Origin of the sequence: Reyranella sp., from assembly GCF_030651995.1 — a bacterium.
Taxonomy (GTDB): Bacteria; Pseudomonadota; Alphaproteobacteria; order Reyranellales; family Reyranellaceae; genus Reyranella.
In genome coordinates, this window is sequence record NZ_JAUSBN010000054.1 from 79,642 (window position 1) to 92,763 (window position 13,122).

Sequence of the window (13,122 nt, forward strand, 5' to 3'; positions counted from 1 at the left end):
CGCTTGTCACCCATGTCTCAACAACGCCCGGGAAGAATTCCCAGCGTCGGTGAAAAAATGTACCATGCAATTACTTCTGTATTCACCAACCCTCTTGGAGTCATCGGTGTCAGCCCGATGATTGCGCTGGATCAAGGACGCCGTCGGCGCTTTGTCTATACTGGGGGGGAACAAGTTCCGTGGTGCGTTCAGGCAACGGTAGATGCACCCAACTCGGGGGACGATGAAACAGCAGCAGCTTCCTCGGTCCAGGACGGAAGTCGAAACCGGTTCTGCACGGCGGGTCTTTTCGATCTCACTCGCGGCGCTGGTCGGATTGATGCTTCTCGCGGCCATGCTCACGGTCGATGAATGGCTGGAGTTGATCCCGTCGTTCCAGCGGGCGATGGAGGACCTGTTTTCGCGGGGAGCGCTGCTGACACTTGGCCTCGTGATCGCCCTGATCGCCTTCGGCGTCTTCTTCCAGCGTTTGTTGAGCAGGAGTGTGCGGCGGGGGCTAGCTCCCGAGGCGGTCCTCGCCATCAGAAAGCGGTTGCTCGTGGCCGTGTTCGCCGCCTTTGCCTTGGGCATCGCTGGTGCCGGATACCTTCTCAACAACGATCTGCGCACCGCCTTCCGCGATGAGCGGTTGTCCCAGCAGGAAGGTATCGCCCGCCTCAAGGCGCACCAGATCGACCAGTGGGTCGCTGAAAGAGCGATCGACCTGGGATTTCTGGTCACGTCCCTCAAGGGGTTGCCGTTTGGCCAGATCGAGGCGGGTCCGGAGCTGCGGCAGTTCGTTGAACTCATGTTCTATCAGATGCTGATCGGACATCCCGAGCGGCGCGAAATCATGCTCTTCTCGGCCGATGGAAAATTGCTGGTGGAGGTGGGCGGCGCTCCCGGTCACAAGGATCACGACCAGCTCGAACCCTTGGTGCGTGAAGCGGCCCGCGACGGCAAGCTGAAGATCGGACCGCTTCGACTCGATGCCGGAACGCCACCGAGCCCCAGCATGGCATTCGCGCAACCGCTCGGCACCGGTGCGCCCGGTTCGCGCCAGTTCGTCGTGGTGCTCGTGGTCGACCCGGCTGTCGACCTGTTCCGGAAAATTCAGGCCTGGCCCACACAGAGCGCGACATCGGAAGTCACGCTGTTCCGTCAGGACGGCGACGACATCGTCTTTCTGGTTGCACCGCGTTTCTGGGAGAGCCCCGTCCCGCCCGCAGGGCTCCGCCTGCCCCTGTCGACGCCGAACCTGGTGGCCGCCACCGCGATCCGCCAGGGAGACGGTGCGCGCGAGGGCGTGGACTATCGCGGTGAGAGGGTCCTTGCGGCGTCGTATGCCGCCAAGGCCGTTCCCTGGATCGTGAACGCCAAGTCGGACGAAGACGAGGTGATGCGCCCGATCGATCGCCGGTCCGAGAAGATCGTACTGGTGTTCGGGGCCACCATTCTGGTGGCGGCATTTCTGGTCTGGTCGCTCTGGCGAAGCCAGCGCGACGAAGCGCATGACCTGACGGTACGCAATCTGCGGTTCGTTCATGCCATTCAGGACATGTTCATCGTAGTCGACGAGGACGACCGAATTCTCGAGACCAACGAGGCCGCGCAGAAGGCTGTCGGGTATAGTGCCGGGGAACTCCGGGGGATGGACGTAAAACGCCTCAGAGCGCCTGGCCGGACGGACGAAGACGATCGGCAGGCCGGGTTCGTGGCAGCGACCGGGAGTCAAGCATTTCGTACCGTGGTGCGCCGCAAGGACGGTAGCACGTTTCCCGCGGAGGTGCGGATCAGCTCCTTCGAACTCGAAGGCCAGGCCTATCGTCAGGCGATAGGCGTCGACATCAGCGATCGGGTGAGGCTGGAGCAGGAGTTCTGCGGCTGGCGCGCGTGAAGCGCTCGCTGCAGGCGGCAACCAGCATCCTGCTGCGAGCCCGATACGAGGCCGAGATCTTCAATCAGATCTGCACCGTTCTCGTCGAATTCGGGGACTACCGGATGGTGGCCATCGGCATTGCCAATGATGACCCGGGCAAGACTTTCCGCTTCCCGGCAGTTGCAGGATACGACGACGGCTATCTCGCCCACGCCCATATCACGTGGAACGACGAGCCCACGGGCAACGGGCCGCTGGGCATGTCGATCAAGACGGGCGCCGTCCAGGTCAACCAGGATTTCGAGAACAATCCGAAGACACGGCCGTGGCACGACGAAGCGCTGCGGCACGGATACCGCTCCAGCATCGCCCTGCCGCTGCGCCGTCACGGCACGGTGGTGGGGGCCCTCATGATGTATGCGGCGGAGCCGCAGGCGTTCGACACGGAGGAGCTCCAACTCCTCTCGACCCTCACCGACGACATCTCCTATGCCCTGTCCAGGATTGCCTCGACGCCGGGCGCCGAAACCTGACGTCCGTCCCGTCAGCGGAGCCTGACGGGAAGCTGGACGACGACGCCGGCGAAGACCTGGAACGACGGCACGCCCGGGCCACTCTGGATCACCGAGTATTGCGGCTCGACGAAGGTGTTGAGGCTGGCGCCGTTCGGAAGCTCGAAGACGCGGCCGAGTCCCAGGCCGACCGGGACCACGGCATTCCTGCCGAGGTCGAACGACGCGATGCCCGAGGAGCGCAGATAGAACCCGTCGCCGAGGTTGTAGAAGAGCAGCGGCTGCGCGGTCACGGTCTGGAGCGTGCCGTCGAACGTCTGCTGCCACGAGGCGAGGAGCGTCGTCAGGCCCCAGGTGTGGGGGGCGCTGACGACCGCTTCGACCCCGGCCTGCCACTTGGAGGTACCGAGTGCGCGGGAGCTGGCCGTCGGTACGACCAGGAGCGGACCGATACCGGTCTTCACCGAGCCGAAATAGAAGATCGCCAGGTCGAAGATCGTGAAATCGCCCACGCCGTTGACCGCCTTCTCCGGGTCCCAGGCACTGGCCACGACCGGCATGGACGCGCGCATCATCTGGTCTACGCCGAACAGGGCATGGGGCAGGACGAAGCGAAAGTATCCCTGATCGGCGCCGCTGGCCGGCCGCTCCGCGAGCACGGGCTGGGCGTAGTTGTGAAACTCGAACGCCATCCGGGGCGTCAGCGGATCGTTGGACCGGTTCTGGAGATTGTCCGCGCTCGGCTGCGCCATCGCTTGCGTCCGGACGAGGAAAAGGGCGAGCATCGCCAGCAGGAAGGCCCAGGTCCGGATTCGTCCGGACGCCGAGCGGCAGGAGGATCTGCGCTGGGCACGGGGGACGGAAAAGCGGAGAGGCATGCCCGGCATGATCGCATCATTCGAACACGGCTTCATCTTCATCAAGACGCGAAAGACGGCCGGCACGGCCATCGAGCTGGTGCTCAGCAGCCTTTGCGGCAAGGCCGACATCATCACGCCGATCCATCCCGACGACGAGAAGATCCGGCAGGCGCATGGCTGGCGCGGACCGCAGAATTTCCGCATCGGGCCCGGACCGACGAGCCCCCACGAGGGCATTCTCGATCGGGGCGACGAGGCGGACTACCGGGAGATGATGAAGGGAAACCACGCGGGCAACGAGTACTACAACCACATGCCGGCGAGCCTGGCGCGCCGCATGCTCGGCGAGGCCTTCTGGCAGAAGGCCCACAAGTGGACGATCGAACGGCACCCGTACGAGAAGGCGGTTTCACAGGCCTATTTCAAGATGTGGTTCATGGGGCGACCCGCCGGCGACTTCCAGGCCGTGCTCGACGAGCTGATCGCCCACGACGAAATCGACAACAGGGACCTCTACACGATCGACGGCAGGGTCGCCCTCGATGAGATCATCCGGCAGGAGGACCTGCCCGCGTCGTTCCATGCGGTTCTGGCGAAGTCCGGACTTCGCTTCGACGGCGAGCTGCCGCGCGCCAAGACGGTGCAGCGCGCCGATCGCCGGCCCGCCGCGGAAATCCTGACGGACCGGCAGAAGAAGGCCATCTACGAATCGTGCCGCGAGACGTTCGAGCTGATGGGCTACGAGCGGTAACGCCCGTGCCTGGAGTTTTTCCGGGCGAGAATGAATCGAGTCGAGCGTCTCAACAATGACCTCACCCTGAGGAGCGAGCGCAGTGAGCGTCTCGAAGGGTGGGCACGCGCACCCCGTCTGTTGCCCATCCTTCGAGACGCCGCGCTTTGCGCGGCTCTTCAGAGGCTGGCCGGAATTGCGTTGAATCGATTCAAGCACTTACCTCATCCTGAGGAGCGCCGTGAAGCGGCGCGTCTCGAAGGATGGGCAAAGGTCGAGCTGGCTGGAACCATGGACAACGAGGAGGGAGCGCACGTCTACATGCTGCGCTGTTCAGACGGCAGCTAGTATGTCGGCTCGGCACGGCGAGGCCTGGAGCGACGTCTTTCGGAGCGCAATACTGGCACTTACGGCGGCTATACCTCTAAACGTCTTCCGGTGGTCTTAGTTTGGTCGGAGCATTTTCTAAACATCACCGATGCAATCGCGGTTGAAAGGCAAATCAAAGGCTGGTCGCGCGCCAAGAAGGAAGCCCTGATCAGGGGCGATTTCGGGGCGCTTCGGGCGCTCGCGAAAAGAGGTAGCAAATGAAGGGGCCCGTTGCCCATCCTTCGAGACGGCCCTTTGGGCCTCCTCAGAGTCTGACTCGAAATGAATGCAGCTAAAACAAGGGGCTATGAACAGCCCCGATAACCTCACCCTGAGGAGCATCGCGCAGCGATGCGTCTCGAAGGGTGGGAACGCGCACCTTGCCTGTTGCCCATCCTTCGAGACGCGCCGCTTCGCGGCGCTCCTCAGGATGAGGTAAGTGCTTGAATCGATTCAATTCATTTCCGGCCAGCCTCCTCAGATGAGGTGAATGGTTCGAAGCGATACGGAGAGGACCTGGTCCAGAGCGTCATGAATTGAGAAGGAATCGAAAGGGATACCCTTTGATGTGTTGATCTGATTCCTTTGTGTAGCTGGGCTCCACGGGGTGCGGGGCGCATATTCGAAACAAACAAAATAAACGAAACAAATGAATCGAATGTCGCTCCCATGAAGCCGGTATCATGGTACCGTTGGCGGGCCGCTGTTTCTCGCGGTGCCTGCAAAAAAGGTTGTTTCAACAGCCTGCTACCGCCGGATCGACACCAGCGGCAGGTCGAAGGGGGCGCTGGCGCCCTTGATGTTGTCGGGCAGCGGCGAGTAAGGCGCGCCGGCACGGACGCCGGCCAGCACGCCCTCGTCGAACTCGGGTTCACCGCTCGAGCTGATGACGGTGGCGCCGAGCAGGCGGCCGTCGCGGGCGATGACGATTCGCACGACCGTCACGCCCTGCCGTCGCTGGGTGTTCGACTGGTAGCGGTAGCCCACGATCTTGCGCAGGACCTCCGAGAGATAATTGTCGGCGACCTTGGCGCGCGCATAGCTGTCCGCGGGATTGACGAAGCGGTGCTGCGACGGCGGCTCGGCGGAGGAGGCGGAGGGCGGCCGCCGTGCCGGCGCCGTCGAGAGCGGTGAGGGCTTCAGCTCAGGCTTCGGCGCGGGCGGAGGCGGCCTCGGCGGTGAGGCGAGCGCCTGCTGTTGCGGCAGAGGCTTTGGCACCGGGACGGGTTCGGCCGGCTTCGCCGCCGCCGCCGGTTGGGGCGGCGGCGGGATCGGCGCCGGTTTCAGCCCCTGTTCCGTCGGCGGCTCCGGCGTGGGCTTCTCGGCCGGCACGGGCGGAGGCTGGACGCGCGCCTCCAGTGGCGGTTCGCGCGGGGGCGGCGCGGCTTCCGGCTCGGTGAGCAGACTCGGCTCCTCCTTGCTCTCGGGCGGCGGCGGCGGTGCCGGCGGTTGCTTCGACACCTGGTCGGTGGGCGGTGCCTGGGTCGGCCGGTCCCCCGTGACGGGCGCCGGCGGGCGCACCCCGGGAATGATCGGCGGCAGCGTCTGCGGGAGCGGAACCTGTTGCGGGGGCTGGGCCACGGGCGGCTGCGGGGGCGGCTCGGGCGGGGGAGGGTCCGGCGGCTTGGGCTGCTCGAACGAGACGGTGATCGCCTCCTCGACCGGCGGCACCGGCGGCTTCTGCTGCGCCAGCCACCACAGCACCGCCACCACGAGGACATGCAGCAGGATCGCCAGCGCGAGTGCGACGGGCGACATGCGGTCGGAACGGTAGGAGAAGGCGCTTACGGCGTGGGCCACGGAATGGTTCTACAGCTTCTCGCCTCGATGCCTGGCGTCCTCATCGGGGGAGGGCATACCGGGATTGCCGAAGACCTGGAGGGCGTCCTGCCAATCTAGAGGAAAAGCAGAGGATTCATCGTGCGACTTTCCTTCCTCTATGTACTTGCCGATATTGGCGTTTCTCTGGCAGAGGGGTCGACCCAGATCCACACCGACGTTCGGTCCCGGCCCCCTCGAACGACGATCCGATCGCCCGGCTGTGATTCTATGACGGAAGGCAATGGCTGGAACATCACGGACCAGGATGAGGACGCGCCGGGTGCCGGCCTGTTCTCGTAGGCCCCTTCGGCATCCATCGTCAGCCTGAACCATTGGACGATGCCATTTACCGTGCCACCTGTGCTGGTCAGGCTGACGGCGGCCCGATCGTCGCTGAACGGACCGCCCGAGCTGAAATCGAAGGAGAAGAGGTCCTCCGGGGCGCTCCGCAGCTCCAGCGCCTCATTGCCCGGCGACAGCGCGATGCGCGCGGAAAAGCTGTTCATCAGCGAGAGATCGAAGCCCTGGACCGATCTCGTCTGCCTGAAAGCCAGGTTGCGATAGCTGGCGAGAGCGATGCGCACGGAACCATGCGAGGGAATCACGCGGGTGGTGGGGTGCCCCAGCCGCCCGACGACGTCCTCCATCGTCCCGAGTATGTTTTCACCCAGCAGGTTGTTGGCGACGATCTCGGACACGATGATGTCGGCCGGGCCGGCGAGGTCGGTGCCAATCTCGAGGTCGCGCGAATGCTTGGCCACGATCCGGATGCGGTCGGCATAGCCGTTGCGCTCGACGATCTGCGTCGCGGCGGCCGCCATGGCGGGATTCAGTTCGCAGCTCACCACCTCGGCTGCGCCCGCCCGGGCCGCCATCAGGGCGAGAAGGCCCGATCCGGCGCCGATGTCGAGGACGCGGGAACCCGGGACGACGCTGCGACGCAAGGCGGCGTCGAAGGCCGAGTTGCGCGCCGTGTCCGCGAGGATCGCGTGGTGCCAGTCCGGCACGCTGCCTTCCAGGACGAGCAACGCGATCCGCTCGATTTCAGGATCCTCGGGGGCGAGCCGGCGTGCCTGGGCTGCGAGTTCGGCGGCGCGTTCCCTCTCGCCGCCCTCGTTCAGGGCCTTCGCCAGCCGCACCATGCTTCCGGGATTGGCTGCGAGATGCGAAGCGGTCTCGGGTGCCGAGAGGCGCTGAAGCAACATCGCGCTGTGCTTCTCGATGGTCGTTCGTGGACGCTTGGTCATCCGATCGCCAGTTGCGACACCTTTCCGCGGAAGAAAATCACGGTGAGCAGAACGAACAGCGGGGAGAGCATGGGCTTGGCATCCTCGGCGTGAGAAGGCGGGCCGGGGGACTGCCTGGGGCCGGGGCAAGGGGTAGCCTACAGAATAGCCTCCGGCTGATCCCGCGGTTTTTTGTCCGTTACATCGGTCGCATTGCGGTCGTCGGGTGCGCGGCCGGCAAGCCCCGCCCGGCTCACCGGGCGGGGGTCTCGTATCGAGGCTACTTGAAAGAGATCGGCGGGGCGTCGTCGACCGATGGCGGTGCCTGGATCTCGATCGTCACCTTGCTGGGATCGACACCGTTGCCCTTGTCGAGGCTCGAGGTGACCATGCCGGGAAAGGCGATGACCAGCGCCACCATGACGACCTGGATGCACACGAACGGCACCGCGCCCCAGTAGATCTGCGCCGTGGTGACGCCGTCCATCAGCTTGCCCGTCACCTTGTCGACATAGCTTCCCTCGGGCGCGACCGATCTCAGGTAGAACAGGGCGAAGCCGAAGGGTGGATGCATGAACGACGTCTGCATGTTCACCCCCAGCAGCACTCCGAACCATATCAGGTCGATGCCCAGGGCTTCGGCCGGCTTGACCAGCAGCGGAATGATGATGAAGGCCAGCTCGAAGAAATCGAGGAAGAAGGCCAGCAGGAAGATCAGGATGTTCACGACGATGAGGAAGCCGATCGGTCCGCCGGGCAATCCCAGGAGGAGGTGCTCGACCCATTGATCGCCGTTCACGCCGTAGAAGCTCAGGCTGAAGACGCGCGCGCCCACCAGGATGAAAATGACGAAGGCCGTGAGCTTGGCCGTCACGTCCATCGCCTGCCGCAGCAGGGCGAAATCCAGCCGCCGGTTGGCCATCGCCATCAGCACGGCGCCGGTGGCTCCCATCGCTCCGCCCTCGGTCGGAGTCGCGAGGCCGATGAAGATCGTGCCCAGCACCAGGAAGATCAGCGCCAGCGGCGGCATCATCACGATGACCACCTGCTGACCCAGCCGGCTCAGCAGTCCAAGCTTGAAGGTGCGATTGGCAAGCGCCAGCACATAGGCGATCAAACCCGACAGCGATGCGGCCCAGATACCGTCCCAGTGCAGCCCGTACGCCAGCACCAGGCTGCAGGCCACGACGCAGACCACGAGCACCAGCAGGGACGTGTAGCCAGCACTTCCATTGTCCTCCTTGAGCTGACGTGCTTCCGGCGGCAGCGCGGGCGCCACCCCCCGCGTGAAGATCGTCCGGGAGAAGACGTAGCCGACATAAAGCCCGGTCAGGACGAAGGCCGGAATGATGGCGCCCTTGTACATGTCGCCGACCGACCGGCCGAGCTGGTCCGCGAGCACGATCAGCACGATGCTGGGCGGAATGATCTGCGCCAGGGTACCGGAGGCTGCGATGACGCCGGATGCGAGCTTCCGGTCGTAGCCGTAGCGCAGCATGATCGGCAGCGAGATCAGGCCCATGGAGATCACGGACGCCGCCACCACGCCGGTTGTCGCCGCCAGCAGCGCGCCGACGAAGATGACCGCATAGGCAAGACCGCCGGGCAACGGTCCGAACAGCTGGCCGATCGTGTCGAGAAGGTCTTCGGCCATGCCGGAGCGTTCGAGGATCAGCCCCATGAAGGTGAAGAACGGGATCGCCAGGAGGGTCTCGTTCTCGATCACGCCATAGAGCCTGTTCGGCAGCGCCTGCATCAGGTTGGGCGTGAACAGTCCCAGCTCGATGCCGATGATCGCGTAGAGCAGCCCGAGCGCGCTCAACGAAAAGGCGACCGGGTAGCCGAGCAACAGGAAGAAGATCAGCGACACGAACATGATCGGGGCCATCTCGGCCTTGACCCAGCCCGCGAGCACGCTTTGCGGCGCAAAGAAGGAAGACACCACCAATACGGCGATGAAGACGAGGAAGAGATAGAAGATCCCGCGAAGAATTTTCATGGCGCGGGCCTCAGTGCGTCGACGGTGCGGTGCGGGGGTCGACATAGACCCCGCGCATCACGCCCACCTGCTTGATGATTTCCGAAACGCCCTGCATCAGCAGCAGGGCGAAGCCGACGACCATCATCAGCTTGACCGGCCAGCGGACCAGGCCGCCGGCATTGCTCGAATGCTCGTTGATCCGCACCGACTCCAGGAAATAGGGCCAGCAGAAATAGATCATGATCAGGCAGAGCGGCACGAGGAAGAAGATGTGGCCGAACAGGGCGATGCGCTGGTTGGCCCGGTCGGACAGATGGCTGGCGATGATGTCGATCCGGATGTGCTCCTTGCGCAGGAGCGCATAGCCGGCGCAACCCATGAAGACGGCGGCGAACATGTACCACTGGAGTTCGAGCCAGCCGTTGGAGCTCACGTTCAGGAACTTGCGGGAAATGGCGTTCAGGGTGCTGACCAGCACCATGACGAGGATCAGCCAGTAGAGCGAACGCCCAACGAATTCCGTTATGCGGTCGATCGCTGCACTCAGTTTGAGAAGTGCCGCCATATCTCGAAGCCCCCCTGTCCTCGCCTATTTTTTGTCAGACACTAGCCATTCTAATGCCGTTTTTTCACTGTGCCAGACAATCCGGATGGCAAAACGACCGAATTGATGCGCAAGCCCGCTGTCGTTTCCTCTCAGAAGAAGATCAGGGTCAGCAACAGGAAGAGCGGCAGGAGAATGGCGCTCGACCACGCCATGTAGCCGAAGAAGCTCGGCATTCGGATGCCGGCCTCCTCGACCACCGCCTTGACCATGAAGTTCGGGGCGTTGCCGATATAGCTGTTGGCGCCCATGAACACGGCGCCGCAGGAAATCGCCGCGAGCGTGCTGGCGAGCGCGCCCATCAGCACATTGGGGTCGCCGCCGGCCAGGTTGAAGAAGACGAGATAGGTCGGTGCATTGTCGAGGAAGCTCGACAGGATGCCGGTCAGCCAGAAATACCAGATGTCGTTGGGCTGGCCGTCGGGGCCCGTCACCAAGGCGACCAGCGGCGCCAGGACGCCGTCCTTGCCGGCGCGCAGGATGGCCAGCGCCGGGGCGATCGTAATGAAGATGCCGGCGAACAGCTTGGCGACTTCGAGCATGGGAGCCCAGCTGAAGCCGTTGTCGAGGCGGGACGCCCGCGACGTCAATCGCAGCGACAGGAAGCAGATCGCCACCAGGATCAGGTCGCGCAGGACGTTCTGCAACTCGAGCGTGACGTGGAAGACCGTGAAGTGGATGCCGGGCTTCCACGTGCCGCTCGCCAGCACCGCCCCGACGATGGCCGCCAGCAGGATGATGTTGACGCCGCCCTCGATCCGCACCGGCGTTTCCGGTGTCGGATCGGGCTTCGGACGGCCTTCCTTGCGGTACCAGTAGCTGTCGATGGCGTAAAACAACGCCAGCAGCACGATGGCGCAGACCAGCATTTCCGAGAACAGGTGCGTCGTCGTCCAGAAGAAGCTCACGCCCTTGAGGAAGCCCAGGAACAGCGGCGGATCGCCGAGGGGTGTCAGCGCGCCGCCGATGTTCGACACCAGGAAGATGAAGAACACGAAGACGTGGATCTTGTGCCGGCGATCGTCGTTGGCGCGGATCATGGGCCGGATCAGCAGCATCGACGCCCCGGTCGTGCCCATCCAGCCCGCCAGCACCGTGCCGATCGCCAGCAGGGCGGTGTTCATCGACGGTGAACCGTGCAGGTTGCCCTTGATATGGATGCCGCCGGTCACGGTGAACAGCGCCGTCAGCAGCACGATGAAGGGGATGTAATCGAGCAGCAGCAGGTGGACGACCTCGTACACGGCGGTCGGGACACCGTGGATCAGCGCGAACGGGATGATGATCAGCGCTGCCCAGACGGCGGAAATCTTGCCGAAATGGTGATGCCAGAAGCTCGGCGCGGCGAGCGGCATGATCGCGATCGACAGGAGGATGCCGGCGAACGGGATCATCCAGACGAGGCCGAGATGGCGTCCGTCGATCGCCGGGGCGTCGGCGCCGGCCGCCAGTGCCGGCAGCGCGAAGGCGAAGGTGAGCAGGCCAGGGAGGAAGTGTCGGAGTTTCATCAGCCCACGTAGGTTGAGGTGACGCCGCCGTCGACGGTGAGGGTATGGCCGTTGACGTAGCTCGCGGCAGGAGAGGCGAGGAAGATCGCCGCGCCGGCGATTTCAGAAGGGTCTGCCCAGCGCCTGGCCGGGCAGCGCAGGCGAAGCCTCTCGCCGGCGGCCGACCGGATCAGCGCCTCGTTGGTTTCGGTCGCGAAGAAGCCGGGCGAGAGGGCGTTGGCGGTGACGCCAGTGGCGCCCAGTTCGGAGGCCAGCGCGCGGGCGAGCGCTTCGAGGCCGGCCTTTGCGGCGATGTAGGACGAGGCGCCGGGCGCCGCGAGCGTGGCGGCGATCGAGGTCACCAGGATCAGCCGTCCCCAGCCGCGCTCGACCATGCCCGGTACGACCAGCCGGATCAGCGCCTCACCCGCGGACAGGTCGGTGTCGACCAGGCGCGCGAAATCGTCGGACCCGATCTCGGTGAAGGGCCGCCGGTCACGCTCGCCGACATTGTGAATCAGGATGTCGACCGGCCCCGCCCCGGCGAGGGCCAGCTTCATGGCGGGGCGGTCGGCCATCTCGAACACCACCGCATCGGTCGCCCGGCCGGCGGCGCGCAGCTCGGCCACCCGCGGCGCCAGCCGCTCCGGCGAGCGGCCGTGCAGGAGCACCCGGGCGCCGGCTTCGGCCAGGCCCCTGGCCATCTCCCAGCCCAGGCCGCGCGCCGATCCGGTGATCAGCGCGGTGCGGCCGTCGAGGCGGAACTTTTCGGGGAAGGTCGACAAGGATCGAGGGGGGCTGCAGATGGAAGTGGAACGGGGACGCTACATTAGGCTATGCGACAGCTCAGTTAGCGTTGGATTCGTGGATGCTGCAACTGCCTAAAGTGATCGGCCATCGCGGCGCCATGGCCTACGCCCCGGAAAACACGCTGGAATCGTTCCGCGAAGCCCGGCGGCGCGGGGCTGCCTGGGTCGAGATCGACGTCAAGCTGACGGCCGACGGCGTGCCGATCGTCCTGCACGATTCGTCGCTCAAGCGGACGACCGGGGTCGACCGGCTGGCATCCGAGATGCGCGCGTCCGAGCTGCCGCCGTCGGTGCCGACCTTCGAGCAGGCGATCGCCTGTTTCGGCGAGCTGGGCCTGGGCTGCAATGTCGAGATCAAGCCGTGCGAGGGCCGCGAGGCGGAGACCGCGAGGGTCACCGTCGAGACCCTGCGCCGCCTGTGGCCGGCCGCGCTGCCGGCGCCGCTGCTGTCGAGCTTCAGGGACCCGTCCCTCGCCACGGCCCTCGAGGCAGCGCCGGAATTTGTGCGGGCGCTGCTGATCGATGAGGTGAAGGACGACTGGCGGGGACGCGCCGAAGCGGTGGCGGCGGCCGGCATCAACACCAACGGCAAGCGCCTGACGGCGGTCCGGGCCCTCGAGATCCGCAAGGCCGGCTACCTGCTCAGCGTCTATACGATCAACGACGGCGACGTGGCCCGGGCGCTCGTCGGCATGGGCGTGCAGTGCGTCATCAGCGACGCGCCGGACGTAATTCTGGCCGCCCTCACTTAATATTGGCCTTTGGGGTTGCATTCGCCCCGCAGTCTTGGTGGACTGTCATCATACCGCAACAAAAGAGACACATCGCAGTCTTGCGGCCCGACGATACATCGCCGGGGATTATT

11 protein-coding genes and 1 pseudogene are annotated in these 13,122 nt (G+C 65.0%); 5 read left to right on the top strand and 7 right to left on the bottom strand.

What is annotated here, in order from left to right:
* Positions 1-223 precede the first annotated feature (223 nt).
* Entirely contained in the window at positions 224-1,876 is a 1,653-nt protein-coding gene (locus Q7V45_RS16390) for a PAS domain S-box protein (RefSeq protein WP_304853965.1), read from the top strand.
* On the top strand, positions 1,873-2,391 hold the full coding sequence (locus Q7V45_RS16395; RefSeq protein ID WP_304853967.1) for a GAF domain-containing protein: 519 nt from the start codon (positions 1,873-1,875) through the stop codon (positions 2,389-2,391). The genes Q7V45_RS16390 and Q7V45_RS16395 overlap by 4 nt, the downstream gene beginning before the upstream one ends.
* Before the next feature lie 11 nt (positions 2,392-2,402).
* Here the strand turns inward: Q7V45_RS16395 and Q7V45_RS16400 are convergent, their stop codons facing one another.
* Positions 2,403-3,122: a hypothetical protein gene (locus Q7V45_RS16400; protein ID WP_304853969.1), complete on the bottom strand. Its 720-nt coding sequence runs from the start codon at positions 3,120-3,122 to the stop codon at positions 2,403-2,405.
* A 133-nt stretch (positions 3,123-3,255) separates the two neighbouring features.
* Here Q7V45_RS16400 and Q7V45_RS16405 point away from each other — a divergent pair, with 133 nt between their 5' ends.
* Entirely contained in the window at positions 3,256-3,981 is a 726-nt protein-coding gene (locus Q7V45_RS16405; RefSeq protein WP_304853970.1) for a hypothetical protein, read from the top strand.
* Between the two features lie 270 nt (positions 3,982-4,251).
* Positions 4,252-4,551, top strand: a pseudogene (locus Q7V45_RS16410) (GIY-YIG nuclease family protein).
* A gap of 525 nt (positions 4,552-5,076) precedes the next feature.
* Here Q7V45_RS16410 and Q7V45_RS16415 read toward each other — a convergent pair.
* From Q7V45_RS16415 to Q7V45_RS16440, 6 genes are all read right to left on the bottom strand, one after another.
* Entirely contained in the window at positions 5,077-6,129 is a 1,053-nt protein-coding gene (locus Q7V45_RS16415; RefSeq protein ID WP_304853971.1) for a TonB family protein, read from the bottom strand.
* Positions 6,130-6,266: 137 nt separating this feature from the next.
* Complete coding sequence (locus Q7V45_RS16420) at positions 6,267-7,292, bottom strand: 50S ribosomal protein L11 methyltransferase (RefSeq protein WP_304853973.1); 1,026 nt, start codon at positions 7,290-7,292, stop codon at positions 6,267-6,269.
* Positions 7,293-7,656: 364 nt separating this feature from the next.
* Entirely contained in the window at positions 7,657-9,264 is a 1,608-nt protein-coding gene (locus Q7V45_RS16425) for a TRAP transporter large permease subunit (RefSeq protein ID WP_304854097.1), read from the bottom strand.
* A gap of 121 nt (positions 9,265-9,385) precedes the next feature.
* Positions 9,386-9,922, bottom strand: coding sequence for a TRAP transporter small permease subunit (locus tag Q7V45_RS16430; protein WP_304853975.1), 537 nt, complete (start codon positions 9,920-9,922; stop codon positions 9,386-9,388).
* Between the two features lie 131 nt (positions 9,923-10,053).
* Positions 10,054-11,469 carry a sodium:proton antiporter gene (locus Q7V45_RS16435; RefSeq protein WP_304853977.1) on the bottom strand — a complete coding sequence of 472 codons (1,416 nt, stop codon included), beginning with the start codon at positions 11,467-11,469 and terminating at the stop codon, positions 10,054-10,056.
* A complete protein-coding gene (locus tag Q7V45_RS16440) occupies positions 11,469-12,233 on the bottom strand; it encodes an SDR family oxidoreductase (RefSeq protein WP_304853978.1) in 765 nt (254 codons plus the stop codon). The genes Q7V45_RS16435 and Q7V45_RS16440 overlap by 1 nt, the downstream gene beginning before the upstream one ends.
* 83 nt (positions 12,234-12,316) lie before the next feature.
* Between Q7V45_RS16440 and Q7V45_RS16445 the strand changes: the two genes are divergently transcribed.
* Positions 12,317-13,009, top strand: coding sequence for a glycerophosphodiester phosphodiesterase family protein (locus tag Q7V45_RS16445; RefSeq protein ID WP_304853979.1), 693 nt, complete (start codon positions 12,317-12,319; stop codon positions 13,007-13,009).
* The last annotated feature ends 113 nt before the right edge of the window (positions 13,010-13,122 follow it).

Bases quoted from the DNA above. Each gene is read 5' to 3' on its own strand.
- Q7V45_RS16390 (WP_304853965.1), top strand. From the start codon at position 224: ATGAAACAGCAGCAGCTTCCTCGGTCCAGGACGGAAGTCGAAACCGGT.
- Q7V45_RS16400 (WP_304853969.1), bottom strand. From the start codon at position 3,122: ATGGCGCAGCCGAGCGCGGACAATCTCCAGAACCGGTCCAACGATCCG.
- Q7V45_RS16405 (WP_304853970.1), top strand. From the start codon at position 3,256: ATGATCGCATCATTCGAACACGGCTTCATCTTCATCAAGACGCGAAAG.
- Q7V45_RS16420 (WP_304853973.1), bottom strand. From the start codon at position 7,292: ATGGTGCGGCTGGCGAAGGCCCTGAACGAGGGCGGCGAGAGGGAACGC.
- Q7V45_RS16425 (WP_304854097.1), bottom strand. From the start codon at position 9,264: ATGGCCCCGATCATGTTCGTGTCGCTGATCTTCTTCCTGTTGCTCGGC.
- Q7V45_RS16430 (WP_304853975.1), bottom strand. From the start codon at position 9,922: ATGGCGGCACTTCTCAAACTGAGTGCAGCGATCGACCGCATAACGGAA.
- Q7V45_RS16435 (WP_304853977.1), bottom strand. From the start codon at position 11,469: ATGAAACTCCGACACTTCCTCCCTGGCCTGCTCACCTTCGCCTTCGCG.
- Q7V45_RS16445 (WP_304853979.1), top strand. From the start codon at position 12,317: ATGCTGCAACTGCCTAAAGTGATCGGCCATCGCGGCGCCATGGCCTAC.